At 61.2% G+C, this 23,543-nt stretch carries 24 protein-coding genes; 5 read left to right on the forward strand and 19 right to left on the reverse strand.

The annotated features are described in order from the left end of the window. Positions 1 to 3: 3 nt before the first annotated feature. The 12 genes from J0663_RS28970 to ccoN all read right to left on the reverse strand — a co-directional run bounded on the left by J0663_RS28970 (position 4) and on the right by ccoN (position 10,369). On the reverse strand, positions 4 to 681 hold the full coding sequence (locus J0663_RS28970) for a CBS domain-containing protein (RefSeq protein ID WP_207246245.1): 678 nt from the start codon (positions 679 to 681) through the stop codon (positions 4 to 6). Between the two features lie 96 nt (positions 682 to 777). Next, complete coding sequence (ccmE, locus tag J0663_RS28975; RefSeq protein ID WP_246590474.1) at positions 778 to 1,347, reverse strand: cytochrome c maturation protein CcmE; 570 nt, start codon at positions 1,345 to 1,347, stop codon at positions 778 to 780. 77 nt (positions 1,348 to 1,424) lie between these two features. Continuing rightward, positions 1,425 to 2,090, reverse strand: coding sequence for a Crp/Fnr family transcriptional regulator (locus J0663_RS28980; protein ID WP_207246239.1), 666 nt, complete (start codon positions 2,088 to 2,090; stop codon positions 1,425 to 1,427). Positions 2,091 to 2,122: 32 nt separating this feature from the next. Beyond that, positions 2,123 to 2,281, reverse strand: a complete 159-nt coding sequence (gene ccoS, locus J0663_RS28985) for a cbb3-type cytochrome oxidase assembly protein CcoS (RefSeq protein WP_207245937.1) — start codon at positions 2,279 to 2,281, stop codon at positions 2,123 to 2,125. Further along, a complete protein-coding gene (locus tag J0663_RS28990) occupies positions 2,278 to 4,560 on the reverse strand; it encodes a cation-translocating P-type ATPase (protein WP_207245938.1) in 2,283 nt (760 codons plus the stop codon). Before J0663_RS28990 ends, ccoS begins: the two co-directional genes overlap by 4 nt. Continuing rightward, complete coding sequence (locus J0663_RS28995) at positions 4,557 to 5,042, reverse strand: FixH family protein (RefSeq protein ID WP_207245939.1); 486 nt, start codon at positions 5,040 to 5,042, stop codon at positions 4,557 to 4,559. The genes J0663_RS28990 and J0663_RS28995 overlap by 4 nt, the downstream gene beginning before the upstream one ends. Next, positions 5,039 to 6,607: a cytochrome c oxidase accessory protein CcoG gene (gene ccoG / locus J0663_RS29000; RefSeq protein WP_207245940.1), complete on the reverse strand. Its 1,569-nt coding sequence runs from the start codon at positions 6,605 to 6,607 to the stop codon at positions 5,039 to 5,041. Before ccoG ends, J0663_RS28995 begins: the two co-directional genes overlap by 4 nt. 174 nt (positions 6,608 to 6,781) lie before the next feature. Continuing rightward, positions 6,782 to 6,967 (reverse strand): hypothetical protein, encoded by a 186-nt coding sequence (locus J0663_RS29005; protein ID WP_207245941.1) that lies wholly within the window; start codon positions 6,965 to 6,967, stop codon positions 6,782 to 6,784. A gap of 10 nt (positions 6,968 to 6,977) precedes the next feature. Continuing rightward, positions 6,978 to 7,841, reverse strand: coding sequence for a cytochrome-c oxidase, cbb3-type subunit III (ccoP, locus tag J0663_RS29010; protein WP_207245942.1), 864 nt, complete (start codon positions 7,839 to 7,841; stop codon positions 6,978 to 6,980). Between the two features lies 1 nt (position 7,842). Further along, entirely contained in the window at positions 7,843 to 7,995 is a 153-nt protein-coding gene (locus J0663_RS29015; RefSeq protein WP_017969139.1) for a CcoQ/FixQ family Cbb3-type cytochrome c oxidase assembly chaperone, read from the reverse strand. Between the two features lie 8 nt (positions 7,996 to 8,003). Next, entirely contained in the window at positions 8,004 to 8,738 is a 735-nt protein-coding gene (gene ccoO / locus J0663_RS29020) for a cytochrome-c oxidase, cbb3-type subunit II (RefSeq protein WP_207245943.1), read from the reverse strand. 8 nt (positions 8,739 to 8,746) lie between these two features. Next, positions 8,747 to 10,369 carry a cytochrome-c oxidase, cbb3-type subunit I gene (gene ccoN, locus J0663_RS29025; protein WP_207245944.1) on the reverse strand — a complete coding sequence of 541 codons (1,623 nt, stop codon included), beginning with the start codon at positions 10,367 to 10,369 and terminating at the stop codon, positions 8,747 to 8,749. 235 nt (positions 10,370 to 10,604) lie between these two features. Between ccoN and J0663_RS29030 the strand changes: the two genes are divergently transcribed. The 3 genes from J0663_RS29030 (at position 10,605) to J0663_RS29040 (ending at position 13,989) form a co-directional block, all read left to right on the forward strand. After that, positions 10,605 to 11,336 (forward strand): Crp/Fnr family transcriptional regulator, encoded by a 732-nt coding sequence (locus tag J0663_RS29030; RefSeq protein WP_207245945.1) that lies wholly within the window; start codon positions 10,605 to 10,607, stop codon positions 11,334 to 11,336. Between the two features lie 26 nt (positions 11,337 to 11,362). Beyond that, entirely contained in the window at positions 11,363 to 13,288 is a 1,926-nt protein-coding gene (locus J0663_RS29035; RefSeq protein ID WP_207245946.1) for a hybrid sensor histidine kinase/response regulator, read from the forward strand. A gap of 257 nt (positions 13,289 to 13,545) precedes the next feature. Then, a complete protein-coding gene (locus J0663_RS29040) occupies positions 13,546 to 13,989 on the forward strand; it encodes a pseudoazurin (protein WP_207245947.1) in 444 nt (147 codons plus the stop codon). A gap of 282 nt (positions 13,990 to 14,271) precedes the next feature. Here J0663_RS29040 and hemN read toward each other — a convergent pair whose 3' ends face one another. Then, complete coding sequence (gene hemN / locus J0663_RS29045; protein ID WP_207245948.1) at positions 14,272 to 15,624, reverse strand: oxygen-independent coproporphyrinogen III oxidase; 1,353 nt, start codon at positions 15,622 to 15,624, stop codon at positions 14,272 to 14,274. Between the two features lie 269 nt (positions 15,625 to 15,893). On the opposite strand from hemN, the gene J0663_RS29050 reads away from it, so the two are divergent. Together J0663_RS29050 and J0663_RS29055 are read left to right on the forward strand one after the other, a co-directional pair. Further along, positions 15,894 to 16,226 carry a hypothetical protein gene (locus J0663_RS29050; RefSeq protein ID WP_207245949.1) on the forward strand — a complete coding sequence of 111 codons (333 nt, stop codon included), beginning with the start codon at positions 15,894 to 15,896 and terminating at the stop codon, positions 16,224 to 16,226. A gap of 123 nt (positions 16,227 to 16,349) precedes the next feature. Beyond that, positions 16,350 to 17,075, forward strand: a complete 726-nt coding sequence (locus J0663_RS29055; RefSeq protein ID WP_207245950.1) for a response regulator — start codon at positions 16,350 to 16,352, stop codon at positions 17,073 to 17,075. Between the two features lie 46 nt (positions 17,076 to 17,121). On the opposite strand, the gene J0663_RS29060 is transcribed toward J0663_RS29055, so the two are convergent. The 6 genes from J0663_RS29060 to J0663_RS29085 all read right to left on the reverse strand — a co-directional run bounded on the left by J0663_RS29060 (position 17,122) and on the right by J0663_RS29085 (position 23,399). Next, positions 17,122 to 18,048, reverse strand: a complete 927-nt coding sequence (locus J0663_RS29060; protein ID WP_207245951.1) for a ribokinase — start codon at positions 18,046 to 18,048, stop codon at positions 17,122 to 17,124. Further along, the gene (locus tag J0663_RS29065; RefSeq protein ID WP_097599153.1) at positions 18,045 to 18,506 is read right to left on the reverse strand and encodes an RbsD/FucU family protein; all 462 of its coding nucleotides are present in this window, start codon (positions 18,504 to 18,506) and stop codon (positions 18,045 to 18,047) included. The genes J0663_RS29060 and J0663_RS29065 overlap by 4 nt, the downstream gene beginning before the upstream one ends. An 85-nt stretch (positions 18,507 to 18,591) precedes the next feature. Continuing rightward, complete coding sequence (locus J0663_RS29070) at positions 18,592 to 19,641, reverse strand: LacI family DNA-binding transcriptional regulator (protein ID WP_207245952.1); 1,050 nt, start codon at positions 19,639 to 19,641, stop codon at positions 18,592 to 18,594. Positions 19,642 to 19,657: 16 nt separating this feature from the next. Continuing rightward, positions 19,658 to 20,569, reverse strand: a complete 912-nt coding sequence (locus tag J0663_RS29075) for a carbohydrate ABC transporter permease (protein WP_207245953.1) — start codon at positions 20,567 to 20,569, stop codon at positions 19,658 to 19,660. Beyond that, entirely contained in the window at positions 20,569 to 21,687 is a 1,119-nt protein-coding gene (locus tag J0663_RS29080; protein ID WP_207245954.1) for a carbohydrate ABC transporter permease, read from the reverse strand. The genes J0663_RS29075 and J0663_RS29080 overlap by 1 nt, the downstream gene beginning before the upstream one ends. A 71-nt stretch (positions 21,688 to 21,758) precedes the next feature. Beyond that, on the reverse strand, positions 21,759 to 23,399 hold the full coding sequence (locus tag J0663_RS29085) for an extracellular solute-binding protein (RefSeq protein ID WP_207245955.1): 1,641 nt from the start codon (positions 23,397 to 23,399) through the stop codon (positions 21,759 to 21,761). Between the last annotated feature and the right edge of the window lie 144 nt (positions 23,400 to 23,543).

Raw genomic sequence — 23,543 nt, forward strand, 5'->3', positions numbered from 1 at the left:
TCTTCAATCCAGGTTGTGAACTGGCGATACGAGCAGGCAATCCTTATAGCCGGCAATGCCGCCAAGGCCTTCGATGAGAACTTTGATCGCCCTGCGCTTGAGCTCGGATTCCACGTGGCCGTCGACCGTCACCTGCCCGTTCCGGACGGAAACCTGGACTTTTTGCGGCGTCAGACCGAGATCCGATCTCAGCCGGGTTCGCGCCGCCAGCGTGATGGCCTCGTCCCCCCGCGGCAATACGTTTGTCGGTGCCTCGGCAATGACACGCAGAATATCCCGTCGGCTCACGATCCCGACCAGACGTTCGTCTTCGACGATCGGCAGCCGCTTGATACGGTGCACCTGCAAGCTTTCGGCAATATCGGAGACTTCGCTGTCGGGCCGGGCGACGATGACGTCCTGGGACATGACATCCGCCACACACCATCCGTTGCTGCCAATGTAACGTTCGAGGTCGATCTCGGATATCAGCTCCGGCGCCCGCGCCGGACGGGGAGAAAAGCGGACCTCCCGGCGTAGGAGCAGATCACCCTCCGTCACCATGCCGCAGATGCGGTCGTGGTCGTCGACGACGGGAAGGCCGCTGACATGATTTTGCAGCATCATCGCGACCGCATGGCGCACACTCACCACCGGGCTGATCGAAACCACATTCGTGGTCATTATATCCCTTGCTTGCATGGTCGCTGCCTCACTGATCATGATTATCCTTCGAGATATGCTAGAGACCGGGCTTCCATAACGCTTTGATCTTCATCAATTTGCTCATGACCGCCGTCACATTCGCTCCGGGCGCGCGCCCTCCAGCGCCGGATGAGCCAGAACTTCGTCCGGATTGACGGCGGTGGCGGAGATGGGTGCGACGAGGGCTTTCGCCTGCCCCGGGTCTTGGCTCTGCCCCTGCCCCTGGCCTTCCTGCCACAGCCCCTGCTGTTTCAGCTTGTCGGCCACTTCCTTCGGCATATAGGTCTCGTCATGCTTGGCAAGCACGGTATCGGCGGTAAAGATATTGCTGCCAGCGGCAAACATGCCCTCGGTGACCACACCCTGGCCCTCGCGGAACAGATCGGGCAGGATGCCGGTATATCTGACCTTCACCGCATTCGCGCTGCCGTCGGTGACGGAAAACTCCACTGTCGAACCGGCGCCGCGCACGACGCTGCCCGCCCCTACCAGGCCGCCGAGCCGGATGCGGGTCTCCGGCGCCACCGGCGTCCTGGCCAGATCCGCCGGCATGTAGAAATAAGCCACCGACTGGCTGAAGGCGAACATCACCAAAAGCACCGCCGCAAGGATGAAACTCATCCCACCCGCGATCACCGCAAGGCGCTTCTGCTTGCGCGTCATCTCGTATCTCCTGTGGCTCCCGCCGCCACATTGACGCTCGGCAAATTGCGGCGTGCTTTGCCGGCTTGTTCACGTCGTCAGCATGCCTTCCGCAACAGATCGACACTGTCGACCAGCACGACCTTGCCTTTGACTTCGACGCCTGCGGGAACGAGCGCGGCGAATGCCCGGGACAGGGCTTCGGGCGCGAGCCCCAGTTTGCCGGCCAGAATCCTTTTCCGGTAAGGCAGGCGAAACGTGGCCTGTGAGGCTGCGGCAGGGCAGCGGCTGACGAGGTAGTTCGCGACGCGCTGCGCGGCCGTGTGCAGCCGGTCTCCAGCGATGCAATCCATTGCGCCAAGCAGATGTCGGGTCATGATCCGCATGACGTTGCGATGAATGACGGGATACCGGTCGGCGAGAGCCCGCAAGTTCGCAAGTTCGAACAAGGCCACCTCCGCCCCGTCGGCGGAACACGCGCTGTAGGCGTAGGCGCCGCCGCCCGACAGAAGATATTCGCCGAAGGTGTCGCCGGGCTCGCAGACGCAGACATCTGCCTCGCGCCCGGCGGATTCGGCTTTGGAAAGCCGGACGAATCCGCTCGTCACGCAAAAGACGTACGACGCCGGCTGGCCTTCGGCGATGATCCGCTCGTCCGGAGCGAAGGTTTGCACCTGAGCCGTGGCGGCCAATTCTCGTACCGTCGCCTCGTCGAGGCCGACGAACAGGTCAGACCGCAAAAGTATGGAATTTTTCGCAAGCATCGATCTTCCTCTCGTCTTGGTTTGGACACGGCTCAAGGTCTTTTCCGCTCGGTCTCGTCGTCGACAAGAATTCGCCAGGCGGCACCTTCGAGGTCATCGTACTGACCGCTCTTCAGCGACCATAGGAATGCCAGGAGGCCCATTCCCCCCATCAGCAGCGCGATCGGGATCAGATAGATCAGCATGTTCATGCGGTTTTCACCTCCCCGTCGGCTCGCGCTTCGGTCCGCATGGGGTAATGTTTGCCGAAGGCATTCAACCGCAGTGCATTGGTTACAACGATGATTGACGACGTCGACATGGCGACCGCAGCGATGAGCGGTGTCGCCAGTCCGGCGATCGCGATCGGAACCGCCAGCAGGTTGTAACCGATGGCCAGAACAAAGTTCTGCCGGATCAAGCTGGCGGATCTTCGCGCAACGGCGATCGCTTCGGGAACGGCATCGAGCCGATCGTTGAAAAAGACTAGGTCTGCGGCCTGCCTGCCGATGTCGGACGCGGTGGCGGGCGCCATCGAGACATGGGCGGCGGCAAGCGCCGGAGCGTCGTTAATCCCGTCGCCGACCATGAGCACGCGGCGGCCTTCGCCGTTCAGTCTCTGGCATTCCTCGACCTTCTGCTTCGGCGCCAAGACGCCCAGAGCCGTGTGGATGCCCAGGGCCTGTGCCGTGCTGTCGACGACGGTTTGCCTGTCGCCTGATACCATCAATGTTTCAAGGCCGCCGGCAGTGAGCTCGCGGACAGCCTCGGCAGCGCCCGGGCGAAGCGTATCGTCAAACAGGAACTGGGCCAGATAGGCACCGTTCTTCGACAGGACCACTTCCGAAAACGGACTGTCGCCCGCGCTGGGCGCAAGGTCGGTTCCGCAGGCAAAGGCCCGGTTGCCCAGCCGATAGAGATCCGTTCCGTTACTGGCCTCCAGCCCCCCGCCGGGGATTTCCGCGATCCTGTCGAAGGAGAGTAAAGAGGCCTGCTCCATGTCCCGCAGCAGCGCCTGGGAAAGAGGATGCCGTGAATGGGCGGCTAATGCGCAGGCGATTGCAGTATTGGCCGCGTCGCCCGCTTCGACCCCGACGAGGCGGGGTCGCCCCATCGTCAGCGTGCCGGTCTTGTCGAAGGCGACGATATCCACCGCGGCCAGTCTTTCGAGCGCCGACCCGTCCTTGACCATGATGCCCTTGCGGAAAAGCTCGCCCGCCGCGACCACCTGGACCACGGGCACGGCAAGGCCGAGCGCGCAAGGGCATGTAATGATCAGCACTGCGACCGCGACCAGCATGGCCTGTTTCCAGTCGCCGCCGAAAAATAACCAGGCGAGAAAGGAGACCAGCGCCAACAGGTGCACGGCCGGCGAATAGAGTGCTGCGGCCCGATCGGCGATCCGGCGATAACGAGCCCTGCCGCCTTCGGCGGCTTCCATGAGACCGATGATTTCCGATAGAAGTGAATCCCTCGCCACTTTCGTCGCCCGAAGGATGAGCGAGCCCGTCAGATTCATTGCCCCCGAATTCACCGCGCTGCCTTTGGCGACGGCGACCGGGCTGCTTTCACCGGTGACGATGGAGAGGTCCACGTCGCTCTCGCCGCTGACGATCGTGCCGTCGACCGGGATGCGCTCGCCCGCCGCGATCGAGATGTCGTCCCCCACCGCGATCTCTTCCACCGGAACATAGCGGCGCGATCCGTCCGGCATCATCAGCAGCGCCCCGCGCGGGGCCAGTCTTGCAAGCCCGTTGATCGCCGCGCGCGCCTTTTCCCGCATCACGTGATCGAGGGTTCTGCCGATCAGCAGGAAGAACAGCAGCGAAACTGAGGCGTCGAACCAAGCATGTTCGCCGTGATGCACGGTCTCCCACAGGGAGACGGCGTAGGACAGCGTCACGGCAAGCGAGATCGGAACATCCATGTTGGTGCGCCCGCGTTTCAGCGCGCTCCATGCCGATTTGAAGAAGAAGCGCCCTGCATAGACCAGCGCAGGGGCGGCGATCATCGCCGAGATCCAGTGAAACATGTCGCGCGTCGCCGCATCGGCGCCAGACCAGACCGACACCGAGAGCAGCATGATGTTGGCAGCTGCAAAACCCGAAAAGCCGATCGCCAGCAGCAGCTGGTTCCGGAGCCGGTCATTTTCAGGCGCCGCTGGCGTGAAGAGATGCGCGCGGTATCCGGCCGTGTTGATGGCCGCGAGGATTTCGGAGGGATCGGTAGCGCACTCGTCGAGTTCCTCCTGATAGATGCAGCTGACCCTTCGGGCGGTCAGATTGACCCGGGCTTTCCTGACGAACGGAAGCGCCGACAGTGCCTTTTCGATGGCGGATATGCAGCCGCCGCAATGGACGTCTGGCACACTGAGGTCGAGCTGGCGCAAGCCGGCCCCCAGCGGGTGGCTTGCCAGCCGGACTTCGTCGGCGCTGGCGGATGTTGCGCTGATGGCGAGCACGCTTTCCGTATCCATGGAGCAGCAGGTCATTGCCCGAACTCCGCAGTATCGATGCGCTTGGCCTCATGCATGACGACCACGCCGCTCCTTGTCGATATGGCCTCGACGATCCAATCGCCGCCGGCGACCTCGTGGTCGGCTTCGAACCGGCCCTCGCCTGTTTTCCGGAGCGTCAGCTGGAAATCCTCGTGATCGCCGACCGGACGTTTGAAACTCAGCGTGACATCGTCGATGATCGCAGGCGCGCCCTTGCCATCACGGATGTCGTAGCGGATCGCGCGGCCCTTGACGGAGAGAGCGCCCTCAACGCCGGAGGCGGCCATCGCCTTCATCGCCGCCGCCTTGCCGTTGAATTCCTGGCTGGCCACATAGGTGTTTTCGACCACCAGGCCGCTCCAGCTGGATGAGGCATAGACGGCCATGGTGACGTTGACAGCGATCACGACGGCGAAGAATGCCGAGGTGGCAAGCAGCATGTGCAAGCCGGTAAAACCTCGATGGGAAGCCTTCATTTCACGTCTCCCGGTGCGTTGAATGCCGCGCGATAGGTCGCACGGTCGGAATGGCCCGTATCTTCGATGACGAAGAGGAATTCATTGATCTCGGCCCCGTCGGGCTTGCGGGTGACGAAGACCTTGAGCGTCGTGGCCGCGTCGGGTTCAGCATGGACCGTGAAGCTGCGGCCATCCTGCCTGCCGAACTCGGGAATGCGCATGGTGCCGCCCTCGAGCCCGACGAGCGTGATGGTCACATCCCGCGGCATCGGCACCATGTTGAGGACGCGAAGCGTGTAGCCGTTGCGGATGGAGCCGTCGCTTTCCAGGACATGTTGAGGGTTGCGATCGTGGACGACGTTGAGTTCGAGCCGTTCGCGAAAGGCGAGATGGATGACCATGGCGATGCCTATCAATGCCCAGAGGACGGCGTAGAAGACGATTCTCGGACGAAAGATGATGCGCCAGTCGAAATGCCGGATCGCCGGAATGAAGCTGCCATCTTCGTTTCGAACATTCGAGGCCTGGATGGCCTTCCGTCCTCCCTCCGTCGCAAGCGACATGTTGCTCGAATATTCGCTGAGCGTCGCATAGGCGATCAGGCCGCGCGGTTTACCGAGCTTATCCATGACGCTGTCACAGGCATCGATGCAGAGAGCACATGTGATGCATTCCATCTGCTGTCCGTCGCGAATGTCGATTCCCATCGGACAGACCGCGACGCAGGCATTGCAATCCACGCAATCGCCAACCGTCAGGCCCTTCGCCTGGGCCTTCTTGGCGTGGCGCGAGCGCTGCTCACCGCGCCAGTCATTGTAGGTGACAACCAGGGAATTCTCATCCAGCATCGCGCCCTGAATGCGCGGCCATGGACACATATAGGTGCACACCTGCTCGCGCATGAGGCCGCCAAGCAGATAGGTCGTGGCGGTCAGGATGGCGATCGTCGCATAGGCCGCTGCAGGAGCCCTGCCGGCAAATAGCGACGCCGCCAGGCTCGGTGCGTCAGCAAAATAGAAGATCCATGCGCCGCCGGTGGCGGCGCCGATCAGCAGCCAGATCGCATGCTTGATCACCCGCTTCCTCAGCTTGTCGAAGGTGAAGGGGCCGGCGTCGAGCTTCATTCGCGCGTTTCGATCGCCTTCGATGGCGCGTTCGACGACGAGGAAGAGATCGACCCAGACGGTCTGCGGACAGGCGTAGCCGCACCAGGCGCGGCCGACCGCGGCGGTGACGAGGAAGAGGCCAAAGCCCGCCATGACGAGCAGGCCCGCGACATAGTAGAATTCCTGAGGCCAGATTTCGATGAAGAAAAAGAAGAAGCGCCGCGAGGAGAGGTCGACGAGGATTGCCTGATCGGGCGCGTAGGGACCACGATCCCAGCGGATCCATGGCGCCAGGTAATAAATACCGAGCGTGACCAGCATCACCATCCATTTGAACCGGCGGAATCGGCCCTCGGCGCGCTTTGGAAAAATCTTCTTGCGCGGCGCATAGAGAGGCTGCCGATTGCGCCGGGCGTTGACCGGCTCGACGATGACACGCTCGATGTCGTTTGGTTCCGGGGCGGTGTAGAGATTCATGGGGACCTGTCCGGTGTTCGCCCGCTCTTGTCCCACCCGCGGCGCATCCGTTCCTTGATGCAGATCAAGAAATTGACCTTCTCGAAACAAAATGGCCACGCCCTGGGGTAAAGGGCGTGGCCGGAGGACAGCGGAGGAGAAACGCCGCTGGAACGTCCTCGACAGGAGTTGAAACTACCGGCTTGTCTGCTTGTGATCCTTGAGGCAGATCAAGCTTACAATCGAATTGCCGATCTTTGCAGGATCGTCCTGTTCGGCAGGCGGAGGCATCGCCGTGGCGCGTGCCGAAACACGCGACCGGATGGCGGCGCGCGGTGTGCCGTAGAGACCAAGGATCGGATTGTGGTCGTGGGATGTCATCTATCTCTCCTTAAGTTCCGCCGCCAAGCGAATGAACGAAAATGGTGAGCTCCTTGACGGTCGTGTCCCCCAGACGTTCTGCCCAGGCGGGCATGACGCCATGCTTGGGGGAGGCAATCTGGCGAATGATGGCTTCTTCGCCGCGCGCCTTCAGCCAGATCGCGTCGGCAAGATCCGGCGCACCCATATCCGCCTTGCCTTTGGCATCCTCGCCGTGACATGCGGCGCAGTTGTCGAGGAAGAGCTGCTTTCCGGCCTCCGCGAGAGCGGGGTCCGAGGGTGTATTGGTCAGCCCCCAGACGTAAGCGGCGACCTGTCGCATCTGGAAAGGCTCCAGAACATCGGTAAAGGCAGGCATCTCGGAAGCGTGCGTTTCGACATCCGAGTCGAAGCGGATACCGTGGACGATCGTGGCCTGGATGGCGTCCAGGTCACCGCCCCACAGCCAGTCGTCATCGTTGAGATTTGGAAAGCCCGGGCCGCCGCTCGCCCCCGAGCCATGACAGGGCGCGCAATTGACTTTGAAGGCCGACGCACCGCCGGCTATGGCAAATTCTCGAAGGGTAGGATCGGCGTCGATCTCCCGCACTGTCTTTGCAGCGATGAGGTCATGAAACTGTGTCTGGGCCGCTTTGGCATGATCCAGATCCTCCTGCAGCTCCGCGCGAGTGGAGTAACCGAGATAGCCTTTTGTGGCGGAAGTGATCATCGGGATAGCGGGATATGCTATCGCATAGCCAACCGCCCAGAGAATGGTGGCGTAGAAGGTCCACACCCACCAGCGGGGCATGGGATTGTTGAGCTCACGGATGCCGTCCCATTCATGTCCGGTCGTTTCGACGCCGCTCAGTTCATCGATATGTTTTTCCGACATCTCAATCGTCCTTCAAGGGAATATCGGCGGCCTCTTTCGCCGTCTGCTTGCTGCCTGGGCGAAGGGTGAACACGACCACGCCGACGAAGAATGCCGCCATTGCCAAGAGGCCCCAGCTGTCGGCGAAGTGTCTCATTGCAGTGTAGGTTTCCATGGATCACCTCAACGGTAGCCGGCCGCGTCGTCATAGGTCGAGAAATCGACCAGCGTTCCGAGCATCTGCAGGTAGGAGACGAGCGCGTCCATTTCGGTCAGCCTGGCCGGGTCGCCGTCGAAATCGCCTACCTTCGCCTTCGGATAGCGTTCGAGCAGGGCCGTCGTGTCCGCATTCGGATCGGCCTGAGCCCTCATGTCGGCCTCCGCATTCGCCAGCATGTCGTCGCTGTAGGGCACGCCGACGTCCTCGTTGGCTTTGAGGTCCATTCCGACATCCTTGACCGTCACTTCCCGCTCGTTGAGGAAGGCGTAGCCCGGCATGATCGATTCCGGCACCACGGCGCGCGGATTTGCGAGATGCTGGACATGCCATTCGTTCGAGTAACGTCCGCCGACACGGGCGAGATCCGGCCCGGTCCGTTTGGATCCCCACTGGAAGGGGTGGTCGTACATGGATTCTGCGGCCAGTGAATAATGGCCGTAGCGTTCGACTTCATCACGGAAAGGCCTGATCATCTGGCTATGGCAGAGATAGCAGCCTTCACGGATGTAGACGTTGCGTCCTGCGAGCTCCAGCGGCGTGTAAGGACGCATTCCTTCCACTTTTTCGATCGTATTCTGCAGGTAGAACAGCGGTGCGATTTCAACGATGCCGCCGACGCTGACGACGAGCAGCGAGCCGACCAGAAGAAGCGTCGCGTTCTTCTCGAGGATCTTATGTTTATCAAGTATCGATGCCATGTCTCACCTCATTCGGCAGGCTGTGCCTGGGGCACGAAAGTGGTCGGGATTGCTGCTTCGTCGCGCTGGCGGCCGCGGATCGTCATGAACACGTTCCAGGCCATGACGAGGCCGCCCGCCAGATAAAGCGTTCCGCCGACAGCGCGCAGCACGTAGTAGGGGATCATCGCCGCGACCGTCTCTGCGAAGGAGTAGACGAGGAAGCCCTGGGAACTGTATTCGCGCCACATCAGACCCTGCTGGATGCCGGCAACCCAGAGCACGGCGGCGTAGACCACGATCCCGAGGGTCGCTAGCCAGAAGTGCCAGTTGACCATCCGCAGGCTGTAGAGGCGTTCGCGTCCCCACAGTTTCGGTGTCAGGTAATAAATCGCCCCGAAGGTGATCATCCCGACCCAGCCGAGCGCGCCGGAATGCACGTGGCCGATCGTCCATTCGGTATAATGGCTGAGCGAATTGACGGTCTTGACCGACATCATCGGGCCCTCGAAGGTCGACATGCCGTAAAAGGCGATGGCGACGATCATCATCCGGATGATTGGGTCGGTGCGGATCTTGTCCCAGGCGCCCGAAAGGGTCATCAGGCCGTTGATCATGCCGCCCCAGGATGGCATCCAGAGCATGACCGAGAAAACCATGCCGAGCGTCTGGGCCCAGTCGGGCAGCGCCGTGTAATGCAGATGGTGCGGACCGGCCCAGATATACATGAAAATCAGGGCCCAGAAATGGATGATCGAAAGCCGGTACGAATAGACCGGCCGGTTGGCCTGCTTCGGCACGAAATAGTACATCATGCCGAGGAAGCCGGCGGTGAGGAAAAAGCCGACGGCGTTGTGGCCATACCACCATTGCGTCAGCGCGTCCTGGACGCCCGAGAAGAGAGAATAGCTCTTGGAGCCGAGAAACGAGGCCGGAACCGCAAGGTTGTTGACCACGTGCAGCATCGCGATGGTGACGATGAAGCCGAGATAGAACCAATTCGCGACGTAGATATGCGGTTCATTGCGCTTCAGGATCGTTCCGAGATAGACGGCGAGATAGGCGACCCAGACGATGGTCAGCCACAGGTCGACATACCATTCGGGCTCGGCATATTCACGGGCTTGGGTGATGCCGAGCACGTAGCCCGTCGCCGCCATGACGATGAAGAGTTGGTAGCCCCAGAAGACGAACCAGGCGAGGCTACCGCCGAAGAGCCGCGCGCGACAGGTGCGCTGCACCACGTAAAAGGACGTCATGATGAGCGCGTTGCCGCCGAAGGCAAAGATGACCGCCGAGGTGTGGATGGGCCGCAACCTCCCGAAATTGAGATAGGGCGCGATGTTGAGGTCGGGAAAGGCCAGCTGCAGCGCGATGACCACACCGACGAGGAAGCCGACGACGCCCCAGAAGACCGTGGCGATCAGTCCGTAACGGATCACCTCGTCGAAATAGCCCGATAGGTCGGCTTTCCGCCGTTGGTCCGCCGGTGCGAAGTCGACCTGCCTGACGAGGAGCAGGGTCCCGGCGACGAGGCAGAAGCTGAGTATGCCCATATGGACCGCAAAGAGATGATCGTGTGCGAATGCGGCTCCGAGCAGCGCTAGAAACGCCGCGACGGCGAGCATCATCGTTTCTGTCGTGTAATTCATGATGTCGTCCCCAGTGCAAAGACGACCGCGACGCGGCCAGCTTTTTCTTACTTCGAGGCAGGACTGTCACGAAGGGGGCGATAGCTCCTTGATCTACATCAACATGGGACGCCCATGCGCGGATGAACCGTCGCTGTTACACACTGTTACATTCTTTCACCCTTTGGCACCGTCCGCTCATCCCCCTGTGACGCAGCAGCTTTCTACTGCGCCCACTGCCACGAGGGACACGACGATGCTGATGCAGAACAACCACGCGTTCGAAAATGCCGAGAAAACGGTAGAAGCAATTGCTGCCGGCCAATCGCTTTCTTCGCTCTTCCTGAGCTCGGCGGCGGAGCCCGTCGCAGCCGGCAAGGCGATTTGCTGGGAGGGCGACCAGGCGAAACATCTCTTCCAGGTGGAAGAAGGCGTCGTTCGCCTGCATCGCATCATCGGCGAGGGCCGCCGGGTCATCACCGCCTTTCATTTCGCCGGCGATCTCATCGGCGCCTCGTTGCAGAACGACTTCATTTTCACGGCGGAGGCCGTGACCGAATGCAAGATCCGGCGCATGTCGCGCAAGAGCTTTCACGAAGAAGTCGCCCGCTCCGAAGCGCTCGTCCCGGCCTATATCTCCTTGCTTTGCCAGGAGGCGGCCGCCGCGCATGAACAGATGGTGCTGTTGTCGAAGAAGAATGCCGAGGAGCGCCTCTGCAGCTTCATCGTCAAGCTTGCGTCCCGCCGCAACCTGCGGCCGCGCCAAGGCCTGGTGCGCGTTCCCATGAACCGCCAGGACATTGCGGATCATCTCGGCCTCACCATCGAGACCGTGTCCCGCACGATCACCAAACTGGCGTCGCGCAACGTCGTCATCCCCGAGGGCAGGCACGACTTGCGGATCGTCAATCTCGCCCGGCTGGTGCAGCTATCCGGCGACGCTGATGATTTTTCTGAGGATTCCTGTCATAGGGTCAAGCTGCACTGATGCAACAAGCCGCAGGGTCAACATTCATGCCTCACCGTCTCGTGTCACCGAGAACCGCATCGCCGCAGGAGCTGGATGCCATGGTGCACGTGCTCGACGGAGCAGATATCGTGGTTCATCGTTTCGACGGAACGATCACGCACTGGTCCATCGGCTGCGAGAACATGTATGGTTGGGCACGAGAGGAAGCCGTCGGCGAGAAGGTCCACGAACTTCTGGCGACGAAGTTTCCCGACCCGGCGGAAAACATCCGCGACCAGCTGAAATCGCGCGGCTTCTGGCAGGGCGAAATCATTCATCGCCATAAGAGCGGGCACGAGATCCATGTCGCATCCCGCTGCGTGCTGGTCAGCCTGCCGGACGGCGAGCTTACCGTCATACAGACAAACAGCGATGTCAGCGCCCTGAGGCGGGCTCAGGAGGCGGTCAAGTCGCGGGAGGCGCATCTTAGTTCAATCCTCGAAACGGTACCTGATGCTATGGTGGTGATCGACCACAAGGGAACCGTGCTGTCGTTCAGCAAGGCTGCCGAAAAGCTGTTCGGAATGCCAGCGGATCAGATCTGCGGCCGTAACGTCAGCAACCTGATGCCGACTCCCTACCGTGAGGCGCATGACGGCTATATCGACCATTATATCGAAACTGGCGAGAAGCGCATTATCGGCTACGGGCGCGTGGTAACCGGACAGCGGGCCGACGGCTCACAATTCCCCATGGAACTGCACGTTGGAGAGGCGACGGCCAACGGCGAGCGGATTTTCACCGGTTTTGTCCGCGACTTGACGAGCCGCTTCAGGATCGAGGAGGATCTTCGCCAGGCGCAGAAGATGGAGGCGATCGGACAGCTGACCGGAGGCCTTGCGCATGACTTCAATAATCTCCTGACCGTCATCAGCGGCAACCTCGAAATGATCGAGGACAAGCTGCCGCCCGGCAGTCTTCGCGACATTCTCAAGGAAGCCCAGTCCGCCGCGCAGGACGGAGCGATTCTGACCGGGCAGTTGCTGGCCTTCGGCCGCCGGCAGCCGCTGAACCCCAAGCATGCCGATCTCGGTCAGCTCGTGAGCGGCTTTTCGGATCTGCTGCGGCGGACGCTCGGCGAAGATATCAAGCTGTCGACCGTCATTGACGGGTCGGGCCTCGACGTGCTCGTCGACAGCTCACAGCTCCAGAACGCCATTCTGAACATCGCCCTCAACGCAAGGGACGCGATGCCGAGGGGCGGCAGTCTTACGACGACGATCTCGCGCGTCCATCTCGACGCAGATTATGCCAAGATGTACCCAGAGGTGCGCAGCGGCAACTTCGTTCTTATTGCCATGACGGATACCGGCACGGGCATGAGCGAGGAGGTCAGGAAGCGTGCGATCGAACCCTTTTTCACGACCAAGGAAGTCGGCTCGGGCACGGGTCTCGGGCTCAGTATGGTCTATGGCTTCGTCAAGCAGTCGGGCGGACATCTCCAGCTTTACAGCGAGGTGGATCGCGGCACGACAGTCAGGATATATCTGCCTGCGGTCAACGGGGCGAAGCCCAGAGAGCCGGCGCCGGATCATGACAGCGGAGAGAGCCAGCTGCCGAGCGGTGACGAAACGGTGCTGGTCGTGGAGGATGACGCCCGCGTCCGCCGCGTGGCCGTCGCCAGGCTCGGGTCAATGGGCTACACGGTGCGTGAAGCCGAAAATGGCCACCGCGCACTCGAACTCCTGCGGGAAAACGCCGACGTCGCCCTCCTATTCACCGATATCGTCATGCCGGGCGGGATCACCGGTGACGAACTCGCACGGGAAGTGCGCGTTATGCAGCCCGACATCGCGGTTCTGTTCACGTCGGGATATTCCGAGCCGGGTCTTGCGGAAAAAGGCACGGTTCCCGGCGCACAGTGGCTGCGCAAGCCCTATACCGCCAAAGAGCTGGCCTTGAAGATCCGCGAGCTTCTCGACGCGAAGTGAACGCCTCCCGTTCATGCTGATCGCCCGACCCTTCACCGGTAGGCTCCGGCAGGTCGCGCGCCATTTGACACCCGGCAACTGGCGCAGCATCGCTTGTTCGAGCAAGGCAAGCGCATTCCTGGCATGGTGCCTGACAAACTGCCAACCTGATCGCGGGCTTTTTTCCTGAGTTTGACGGGGGTCAAAGAGCACGGCTCAGCATCTCTTAAAACATGTTCCTTGGGGCTGATCGAGCCTCGCAGAACAGGAGATTGCACATGCGTTTGAAATTCGGTCTGATCGCTGCAGCGGCAGCCTTGGTTGCCTCGGCAGCCCCCTTGATGGCCGCCGACCACCAGGTTCAGATGCTTAACAAGGGCACGGACGGCGCAATGGTGTTCGAGCCCGGCTTCTTGAAGATCGCCCCCGGCGACACTGTCACCTTCATCCCTACCGATAAGAGCCACAACGTCGAGACCTTCAAGGGCCTCATTCCGGATGGCGTCGCCGAATTCAAATCCAAGCCGAACGAACAGTATCAGGCGAAATTCGATGTTGCCGGCGCCTATGTCCTGAAATGCACGCCGCATGTCGGCATGGGCATGGTCGCCTTGATCCAGGTCGGCGACAGCCCGGCCAATCTCGAAGCCATCAAGACGGCAAAGGTGCCGAACTTGGTACGCAAGCGGCTCGACGCCGATCTTGCCCATCTCACCCAGTAATCAATGACCGGTACGGATGGCCGCACTCGCGCGCCATCCCGCACGATGGAGAAACCGCATTGCCTTCGCCGGCGGTGAACCATGGCTTCCGTCGCCCGCTGCAATTCGTCATGTTCAATAGATCACCTTTGTGGGACCGGGCGGCGATCTCTATTGCCGTGACAGGCGCGAAGACGGTGCTGGCGCAGGCTGCCCGGGATCTATGAACCTGAACGCCTGAAGGGCATGAACAAACAGGCCGGAGTGGCTGGATCGGCACCTCCGGCCAGACTCTGATGCAGGTCAGGCGGCCTTGCTGTGCGTGCGTCCGTGCGAGCCGAAATAAGCGTCGAATGCCGCCGCGACGGCACGGACCATGAAGCGTGCGTCCCGGGATACGACGATCCGCTCGCCGATCATTGTCACGACGCCGTCGGCCATCAGCTCACCGAGACGGCCGTTGCGCTCGACAAGGAAGCCGGTGTCGAAACCCGTTCCGCTGCTCACACTTCCCAGGTCGACCTCGAAATCGCACATCAGCCTTTCGATGATCCTGGCCCGAAGCTTGTCCTCTTCGCTGAGAAGATAGCCTTTGGCGGTGGGCAGGACGCCAGAGGCAATCCGCTCGGCGTAGAGACCCAGAGGCACGTGGTTCTGCATATAGCCGCTCGGTAGCCGGCCGATCGCGGAAGCGCCGAGGCCGATGAGATTATCGCAGTCATCCGTGCTGTAGCCCTGGAAGTTTCGTCTCATCGTGCCGTTGCGCGCGGCGCGCGCTAGCTGATCCTCCGGCAAGGCAAAGTGGTCGAGCCCGATACGCACATATCCGGCGTGCTGAAGCTCCTGGGCGATGGCTTCCGCCTGCTCGTTGCGCTGTTTCGCGTCTGGCAGCGATGCTTCGTCGATGAGACGTTGATGCTTCTTGAAGGAGGGTATGTGGGCGTAACCGAAAACGGCGAAACGTTCGGGACGCAGCTCCGCGGCCAGGCGAACTGTTTCCACGCAGGATCGGACAGTCTGCTTCGGCAGTCCATAGATCAGATCGAAATTGATGCTTGTCACGCCTGCCGAGCGCAGTCCGGTGAGCGCCATTTCCGTCTGCTCGAAGGACTGCAGCCGATTGATGGCCGCCTGCACGACCGGATCAAAGCTCTGGACACCAAGGCTCGCGCGATCCACACCGTTTTCGCAGAGCGCATCGATCATAGGGGCGGCCAATGTGCGCGGGTCGATCTCGATTGCGACGCTGGCATCCGCTTCGAAGGCGAAGGCGCTCCGGAGCTTTGCCATCAGAGCGGAGAATTCCTGCGGTTTCATGATTGTCGGCGTGCCGCCGCCCAAGTGCACGTTCCTGACGGGCACGTCGTTGCCGGCGGCAAAGGAGACGAGCTCGATCTCCTGGCTCATCACATCCAGATATTCGACGACCGGAGCATCCTGCCGGGTGATGGTCGTGTGACAGCCGCAGTACCAGCACATCGAACGGCAGTAAGGTAGGTGGAGATAGACCGAGACTGGGCCGGCCTCTCCGATTTCAGCAAGGCCGGCGGCATATTCATCCGGTCCGACGGCTGGTGAAAAAGCCGGCGCCGTCGGGTAACTCGTGTAACGCGGAAGCCGTGCATCGCCGTATTTGGCGACAAGATCGTCGGGCATCATCACATTTCCTTTCAAAAAGCAGGATGCTTTATGCCCACGGGCCGCGCGGTCTTCCTTGTTCCAAATCAATGATGATGTCGTCGCCGCGAAATCATCGAGATATTTGTCCATTGCCTTGAAGCCGTCGCGGGCGGTCCCGGCGCAGTTGTTCGGTGCCGTCCCCGTCCTTTCGACTTGATCGAGGTCAAAGCGTCTTTTGACCGGCGTCGTAACCTGGAGAAACTAGAATAGGCCGCAGCGACGAAGCGATGATCCGGAGCGATGGAATGCCATATGAAATCGTCACAGCCAGTCTCGACGCGAAAGACAAGTCAGGGCGCCTCGATGTGCGGTTCGGGCCAGATCTCAAGACTGTCATCGTGTCGCGGCGGGCATTGCTGTCGGTGGCATCGCCGCCGCGGGCAACCGAATTCCGTCTTGTTCAATACGCCGACACTTTCTGCCAGATAGCCGCGCGCCGCCTTGCCTCCACGAGCGCAAACACGGTTCGGATCACAGCGAACGATGTCCGTGGATGGCTCTGCGCATGGCAGTCCTCGCCCGCCCCCATCCAGATGCAGACGAAAAGCCAACGGCTGCACGACGTCAGACCCGCGTAATTCTGAGGTTGCGGCTTCCGATGAGGACAACGACCGCCGGCTGGTGACACCAGCTTGAGGGGCATGTTAAAGACGTTGCCATTGAATACGATCTGTAACGAGCAACGGCTTGGCGGATGGACGATGGTAGCACCTCAGCATGACGCGCATCTTCTCGTCGTCGACGACGATCCGCGCATTCGCCAGATGTTGACGCGCTATTTCGAGGATGAGGGTTACACGGTCTCTTCCGCCGCCGACGGCACCGAGATGCGCCTGCGCCTGCGCCAGCAGAATTTCGACGCCGTCCTGCTTGACCTCGTTCTTCCCGGCGGCACGGATGGTCTTGATCTTGCCCGTGAAATCCGCGCCCAGTCCGACGTGCCGATCATGATGCTGACGGGTCGCGACGACGTCGTCGATCGAATCGTCGGTCTGGAGGTCGGCGCCGACGATTACATCGCCAAGCCCTTCCATCTCAGGGAAGTCCATGCGCGCCTGAAATCTATCCTGCGGCGCCGGCAATCTCCTGCGAGAATCGCAGAAGCGGCCAGCGAGGAAATCATCGGCTTCGAGGACTGGAAGCTCAACCTCAGTCGCCGCCAGCTACTCGACCCAGACGGCACGGAGATCGAACTGACGACCGGTGAATTCGATATGCTGACGACCTTCGTCCGGCATGCCGGACGGGTTCTGACCCGCGACGTCCTGATGGACCTGACCCGGGGCCGAAATCTTGAAGCTTTCGACCGGACGATCGATGCCCAGATCGTCCGGCTGCGGCGCAAGATCGAGACGGACCCGAAGAAACCGCAATTCATCAAGGCCGTGCGCGGCGTCGGCTACGTCTTTACCGCAAGGCTGGATTGACGGGTTCTGGAGATGGCAACTCGCCAATTCCGCAGTGACCCAATCATCAGGAGCGCAGCAAGGCTTTGATCTCGGCGCGAGAAGGCATGGCAGGGGCGGTGCCCGGTCGTGTGACCGCGATCGCGGCGGTAGCGCAGCCGAAACGGACGGCCTCGACTGGCGCCTGGCCTTCGGAAATCGCCGTCGCGAACCCGCCGAGAAAGGCGTCACCGGCGCCAGTTGTGTCAATGACACTTCCTGCCGCAAATGCGGGGACGAATTCGCTCTGCCCGGCGATGTGATAGAGCGCGCCGCGGGCGCCAAGCGTGATAACCGCTGCTTTCGCCCCACGATCAATCAGCGTGCGTGCAGCTGCACGTGCCTGCTCATCGGTTTCGATCGCATGGCCGACCAATTCCGCCGCTTCCACTTCGTTGGGAACGATGAAATCGCACAGGCCATAGATGCTGTCCGGGATGGCGCTGGCCGGCGCCGGATTGAAGATTGTCGTGGCCCCTGCCCTCTTGGCTATGGACAGACCATGCAAAGCCGCTTCCAGCGGTTGTTCGAGCTGTGTCATGAAGATCGCTGCGCTTTCGATCGCCGCCCGGTTCGCTTCGACATCTTCAATGCCGATCAGCCCAGCGGCGCCCGGCACCACGATGATGGCGTTGTCGCCGCTCACTTCGTCGACGAAGATGAAGGCAGCGCCCGTGGAAACGCCTTCCATCTTCATGACATTGGCCTTTACGCCCGCCTCCGCATAGGCGGCAAGGGCCATCGCGCCGAAGGCATCGTTGCCAACCCGTGAAATGAAAGTCACCTTGCCGCCTGCCTTTGCCGCGGCAATCGCCTGGTTGGAGCCCTTGCCTCCCGGCCCGAGCGTGAAGCCCGACCCCATCAGCGTCTCGGCAATGTGGGGCAGGCGCTTTGCCTTATATGCGGTGTCGGCGGCAAAGATGCCGAGGATGACGATCCCGCTTTTCTCGCTCATCTCACGGCCTCTTCCGCTGGAATGACGCCCTTGGTCAACAGGAAGCATCCATAGAACCGCAGTTCCCCGGTTGCGATCACGCAATAGGCCTTTTTGGCAATGTCGTAGAACGCCATCCGTTCGACGGGATACATGGGCGACGGCTTGCCTTCGGCGCGGTCAACAATCGCTTGGACTTCCTGCTGGATCGGCGGAATTTCATCCGGCTTGCCGATCACTTCCATGCGGCCAACCGAGGGCTGGATCGGCGTGTCCAGAGGCAGAACCGAAAGGATCGCGTCGATCGCCTGCGGCGCGGGGATGTTTTCCATGGTCAGGAGTTTGCCCAGCCGCGTCTGGCGGGCTATAGAATCTGATGGAAAATTCGTGTCGGAGATGACGAGATAGTCGCCATGTCCCATATTGCAAAGTGCTTGAAGAATATCGCCGTTGAGTTCGGCCCGAATTCCCTTGAGCATTGATCTTCCATCCTTTCTCTAGCCGGAAAGCCGGCCGTCCTTCAATCTGCATGTCTGGCGACGTCCGCCTCGGAGCGTGGTGCATCTACGAATCGGGCTTTCCGGAAATCGGCTCCGACTTTCGAGCTGATGCGCCAGGTTGCGGACACGGGCCGCTCGAACCACGCACGATCAGCGATCCGTCTACCATTTCGTCGCCCTTGCCCGGCGGTTCTTCGAGGAGAAGGCTGACCGCGCGCCGTGCCAGCATATCGGCCGGCTGTCGGATGGTTGTCAGCCGCGGCACGACGAGATTGGCAAGCGAGATGTCGTCGAAACCTGTGACGGAAAGTTTTCGCGGCACGTCGATCTTGAGGTCGCGGGCGGCCCTCAATGCGCCGATCGCCTGCTGGTCGCTGGCGGCCGCAATCGCCGTCGGCCGGGCCTGTGGCGGGCGCGAAAGCAGCTCGCGTGCAATTCTCTCGCCGGATTCGTAGTCGAATCTGCCATGGGAGATTTCCAGTTCGACAGGCTCACCGCTCCTGCCGAAGTCGTGCATGCGGCTGATAAAGGCCTCTTTGCGCATGCGTCCTGCTTCGGTGTCGGTCGGCCCCGCGATATAGGCGATGCGCCGGTGCCCAAGCCCGTAGAGATGATCGGCAATCAGCGTGGCCGCCTGCGCATGGTTGGTCGATACCAGGGGAAAGGCGCCGAAGCGGCGGTCCAGCGATATGACCGGTACCGAGGCCGGCAGATCAAGACCTGAACCGTCGCTTGAAGCCACCACGATGATGCCGCGCACCGATCGGTCGAGAAAAGCCGAAACATGGCTCTGCTCCGCCTCGCTGTCATTATGCGAGCTTGCCAGCATCAGGCTATGACCGCATTCGAGCGCCGCTCGCTCGATGCTTGCCGCAAGCTGCGCAAAAAAGGGATTGGTGATGTCGGGAACGACGAGGCCGATGACATCGGTTCTGCTGGTGCGCAGCGCCCTTGCGGTCACGTTCGGCCGATAACCGAGCGCCGAAATGGCGTCGTTGACCCTTTCGCGCAGCATGGTTTTGACCGCGGCTTCGCCCGACAGCACACGCGAAACAGTGCCCACGGATACGCCTGCATATTCGGCAACATCCTTGACAGTGGGCATCTTCGACATTGTTCCCATCCCGCAGCTATTTTACGGCGCCTGCGGTCATGCCGGCGATGATATGCTTTTCCAGCACGACGCCGACGATAACCAGCGGCAGGATGCCGGCGGTGGAGAGGGCAGCCATCGACCACCAGTTGATGCCCTGACTGCCGGTCTGGCTGGCAATCATGACAGGCAGCGTGTTGGTATTGGTGGAAGTCAGCAGCGCGGCGAAGAAATATTCGTTCCAGCACAAGATCAGCGCCAAAAGGAAGGCGGCCACCATGCCCGGCAGGACGAGCGGCACGATGATGCGGGCAAAGGCGCCCCAGATCGACAGGCCGTCGACCAGCGCCGCCTCCTCGAGCTCGACCGGTATGGTTGCGAACTGATCGCGCATGATCCAGACGACGATCGGCAGCACCATCAGCGTATAGACGGCGATCATGCCGGCATAGGTGTCGAGCAGTGCCAGTTCCTTGTAGAGAACCAGGAATGGCAGAGCGAGGACAACAGGCGGCATGATGAGCTGCGACAGGAAAAAGAAGGAAATGTCGGAATTGCGCATATGGCCAAATTTATAGGAGAAGCGGCTGAGGCCATAGGCCGCCAGCGATCCGAGCACAACCGCAAGGGCGGATGCCGTGACGGAGATGATCATGCTGTTCCAGAGCCTGCGCATGAACTCGTCGCGCACCGTCGAGATCTGCGGGATCGTATCGGGAGAGAGGCCGAGCGAGCGCCAGCCGAGCCAGTTCGGCGCGAAATTGAACCAGGGGATCAGATTGCCGCGCATGACGTCTGCGGCTGTCTTGAACGAGGTTGAAACTGTCCAGAACAGCGGAAAGAGGCAAACACACGCCCAGATGACGAGCAGGCCGTAGACAGCCAAACGCATCGCCCACCAGCGAATGCGTTGGCCGCGCCCATATTTTTCGAAATCGATGCGAACCATCAGAGCCTTCCTGTCATCCGCTTGACGATGCGGTCGGAGATCTTCATCAGCCCGGTCATGCCGATGACGATGATCACCAGATAGATGAGCGCGAGCAGGGTCCCATATCCGACATTCGAGCGGTCGCGATATTCGCGGTAGATGAAACTGGTGACGGAATCCGTCGCCCCGCCCGGGCCGCCTGATGTCACCGTGATGATGATGTCGGCGAGCTTGAGCTTGAAAATGATGCGGATCATCACCGCCGTGACCGACACCGGCAGCATCAGCGGGAAAATCACCTGCCAGAAGCGTTGCCACTTGGTGGCGCCGTCGACTTCGGCCGCCTCCAGCACCTCCCTCGACAAGGCCTGCAGTCCGGCGAGCAGCATGATCATCATGAAGGGAATGAAGGTCCAGGCGTCCATGATCATGATCCAGAGGCGCGCCGTCAGCGGATCACCGAAAAAGGAGGGGTTTTCCCAGCCGAGCCAGCGGGCCATGCGCGCGATCGGGCCGAAACGGGTTTCCAGCATCGACTTGCCCACCATCCAGCTCACCGCGACCGGCGACAGCATCAAGGGCACGAGGAAAGTAACCCGCCAGAACTTCCGGGCAATGATTTCCTGGTTGAGGAGCAGCGCCAGGCCGAAGGCGATTGCATACTCGACGGCAATCGCAAGGCAATAAAGGATCATGTTGAGCAAGGCGTTGGCATAGAACGGATCGGCGATCATCCGGCGCACATTGTCGAACCCGTTGAAGCGCCGCCCGGCCGAAGAGGCAAGGTTCCAGTCGGAGAAGCCGATCCAGAGCGCAAAGAGCAGCGGGAAGACCACCATCGATACGACGAAAAGTGCTGCCGGCAGAACAAAGAGCGCCTTCTTGCCGGCCTCGCCGTATATGACGACGCGGGTGACGCAAAGAACCGCGGCCCAGATGAAATAGGCGTAGAGAACCGGCCGCCAGTTGGCAAAGCCCCAATCGGTCCAGCCGAGTTCGTGGACAGCCTGCAACAGAAAGGAGGCCATGAACCATATGGCGCTGAGCCATAGAGCCGCGCGGCCCCAGAGACGGCGGCTCGCGGAAATGGAGCCGGCTTCGACCGTGTGGAGCAGGTCGCCTTCGACTGTCGACATTGATATTCCTCGCCCAGACAGGATGGGCGCTGGCGGAGCCTTCCGGTCCGCCAGCGCGTTATGTCAATCGATCAGAGCCCGAGGCTCGCCCGATAGAGTTTCAGCTGGCTATCGCGGCCGATCTGGTCGGTGATCTTTTCCCAGGCGGCTGCAATCGCATCCGCCGTTTCCTGCGCCGACTTGTATTGTCCGGCAAAACCCTTCGCCAATTCGTCCTCGGCGACGGAGTAGTATTGGAAGATGCCGGGGATGCGCGGTTCGATCGCGGCGTTCGGGTGGTTGTAGCTGTCGGCGTTCGAACCCAGATAATCCTCGATATAGGCGCGGTCGTAACCCGCCTTTTCCCATTCGTCATAGTTGAAGTGGGACTGACGGTAGGGCTGGAAGCCGGAGGGATAGGCCGAGGTCCAAAGGGACAAATCCTTGCCGCCGAGATGGGCGGCAGCAGACCAGGCCGCCTTGCGCTTCTTTTCGTCGCTGGAGACCCGCTTGGTGACGTAGATGCCCCAGCCGATGTAGGCCATGTTGGGCGCCTCGTTATACTTGTCTTCCCACTGCCCGGTCTTGCGGTTGTAGACGCGGTTGGAGCCGCGGTTGATGCCGAAGCCGACCACGTCGCCGACGACCGAGGTATCGGATGTGCGGGCGCCGGAGCCAACATCGCCCCACCACATCAGCATTGCACCAGTGCCTGCCAGAAACTGCGAGAAGGCCGTGGTGCCGGGGTCCGCATTGATCTGATCGGCCGGATAAGCCTTGGCTGCGATCAGATCCAGGACGTCCTGGATCGCCTGGACCCAGGCGGGGTTATTAACCAGCGGCTTCATATTTTCGGGGTCGAACAGCCAGGCCGGATCGCCGGGATATTTGGCATAGGCCGTCGCACGGTTTTCGATGAAATAGAAGCCAAAGCCGCCCCAGCCCTTGAGCGGGTCGAGATAGCCGTAGGCCGGCTGGCTGGTCAACGGATCGGTCTTGCCGATCAGCGCCTTGGACGCTGCGTTGACCTCCTGCCAGGTCTTCGGCGGCTCGGCCATGCCGCTGATCGAGCCTTCGCCGAAGTAATCCTTGCGATAGGCGAAGGTGTGGCAGTCGCCATCGATCGTGACGCGATAGGTCTTGCCGTCCCAGGTGCCGACCGGTGGCTTCAGGTAGCTCACCAGGTCGTCGGCTTCGACCTGCTTTGCAGCCCAGTCGGGCATCTCGTCGAGAAGTCCGCGCCCGGCGGTGTCGCCTTCGAAGGGCGCGCCCATTTCAAGGATATCGAAATCGACCGTGCCGGTTGCGATCGACTGCTGGAGGCGGGCGTTGTAGTCGGCCTGGGCAAGGTCGATCCAGTTGATCTTGGCGCCGGTATAGGCTTCCCAAGGCTTCAGGAAACCACGGAACAGGAAGTTGTGCAGGTTCTGGTTGTTGAGCCCCATGAAGGTCAGCTCGACGCCGGCGAATTCGCCCTGCGTGACATTGGCCTTTGTCGCGCCGAGGCAGAGCTCGCCCACCTTCTGCCAGTCTGCGTCCGTCGGCGAACCCTTGCCGACTCCCGGAATCTGCAGGATCTGGGCGCGCAGATCATCGGCGGCAAATGCCATGCCGGGAATTCCGCCCATCGCGCCGGACAGGCCGAGCAGAGCCGCAGCGCTCGCCGTTCCGCGCAAAACATCGCGGCGGCTTGCCTGACGGCGCATCAATGCTTCGTATATCTCGACTTTCATCTCTTCCTCCTCCACGTTTGGTGCGCTGCCGCCAGCCAGTGTTTCCGGAAGACTCCGGCCCGAATTTGGGACTGGTCTCGTGCAGAACTATCTGGTAAACAAGAAAATGAAACGTTTCATAATTCTTGTTTGAAACCGCTCCTC

Origin of the sequence: Rhizobium lentis (assembly GCF_017352135.1) — a bacterium.
Taxonomy (GTDB): domain Bacteria; phylum Pseudomonadota; class Alphaproteobacteria; order Rhizobiales; family Rhizobiaceae; genus Rhizobium; species Rhizobium lentis.

Bases quoted from the DNA above. Each gene is read 5' to 3' on its own strand.
- J0663_RS28970 (WP_207246245.1), bottom strand. From the start codon at position 681: ATGCAAGCAAGGGATATAATGACCACGAATGTGGTTTCGATCAGCCCG.
- ccmE (WP_246590474.1), bottom strand. From the start codon at position 1,347: ATGACGCGCAAGCAGAAGCGCCTTGCGGTGATCGCGGGTGGGATGAGT.
- J0663_RS28980 (WP_207246239.1), bottom strand. From the start codon at position 2,090: ATGCTTGCGAAAAATTCCATACTTTTGCGGTCTGACCTGTTCGTCGGC.
- ccoS (WP_207245937.1), bottom strand. From the start codon at position 2,281: ATGAACATGCTGATCTATCTGATCCCGATCGCGCTGCTGATGGGGGGA.
- J0663_RS28990 (WP_207245938.1), bottom strand. From the start codon at position 4,560: ATGACCTGCTGCTCCATGGATACGGAAAGCGTGCTCGCCATCAGCGCA.
- J0663_RS28995 (WP_207245939.1), bottom strand. From the start codon at position 5,042: ATGAAGGCTTCCCATCGAGGTTTTACCGGCTTGCACATGCTGCTTGCC.
- ccoG (WP_207245940.1), bottom strand. From the start codon at position 6,607: ATGAATCTCTACACCGCCCCGGAACCAAACGACATCGAGCGTGTCATC.
- J0663_RS29005 (WP_207245941.1), bottom strand. From the start codon at position 6,967: ATGACATCCCACGACCACAATCCGATCCTTGGTCTCTACGGCACACCG.
- ccoP (WP_207245942.1), bottom strand. From the start codon at position 7,841: ATGTCGGAAAAACATATCGATGAACTGAGCGGCGTCGAAACGACCGGA.
- J0663_RS29015 (WP_017969139.1), bottom strand. From the start codon at position 7,995: ATGGAAACCTACACTGCAATGAGACACTTCGCCGACAGCTGGGGCCTC.
- ccoO (WP_207245943.1), bottom strand. From the start codon at position 8,738: ATGGCATCGATACTTGATAAACATAAGATCCTCGAGAAGAACGCGACG.
- ccoN (WP_207245944.1), bottom strand. From the start codon at position 10,369: ATGAATTACACGACAGAAACGATGATGCTCGCCGTCGCGGCGTTTCTA.
- J0663_RS29030 (WP_207245945.1), top strand. From the start codon at position 10,605: ATGCTGATGCAGAACAACCACGCGTTCGAAAATGCCGAGAAAACGGTA.
- J0663_RS29035 (WP_207245946.1), top strand. From the start codon at position 11,363: ATGCCTCACCGTCTCGTGTCACCGAGAACCGCATCGCCGCAGGAGCTG.
- J0663_RS29040 (WP_207245947.1), top strand. From the start codon at position 13,546: ATGCGTTTGAAATTCGGTCTGATCGCTGCAGCGGCAGCCTTGGTTGCC.
- hemN (WP_207245948.1), bottom strand. From the start codon at position 15,624: ATGCCCGACGATCTTGTCGCCAAATACGGCGATGCACGGCTTCCGCGT.
- J0663_RS29050 (WP_207245949.1), top strand. From the start codon at position 15,894: ATGCCATATGAAATCGTCACAGCCAGTCTCGACGCGAAAGACAAGTCA.
- J0663_RS29055 (WP_207245950.1), top strand. From the start codon at position 16,350: ATGGTAGCACCTCAGCATGACGCGCATCTTCTCGTCGTCGACGACGAT.
- J0663_RS29060 (WP_207245951.1), bottom strand. From the start codon at position 18,048: ATGAGCGAGAAAAGCGGGATCGTCATCCTCGGCATCTTTGCCGCCGAC.
- J0663_RS29065 (WP_097599153.1), bottom strand. From the start codon at position 18,506: ATGCTCAAGGGAATTCGGGCCGAACTCAACGGCGATATTCTTCAAGCA.
- J0663_RS29070 (WP_207245952.1), bottom strand. From the start codon at position 19,641: ATGTCGAAGATGCCCACTGTCAAGGATGTTGCCGAATATGCAGGCGTA.
- J0663_RS29075 (WP_207245953.1), bottom strand. From the start codon at position 20,569: ATGGTTCGCATCGATTTCGAAAAATATGGGCGCGGCCAACGCATTCGC.
- J0663_RS29080 (WP_207245954.1), bottom strand. From the start codon at position 21,687: ATGTCGACAGTCGAAGGCGACCTGCTCCACACGGTCGAAGCCGGCTCC.
- J0663_RS29085 (WP_207245955.1), bottom strand. From the start codon at position 23,399: ATGAAAGTCGAGATATACGAAGCATTGATGCGCCGTCAGGCAAGCCGC.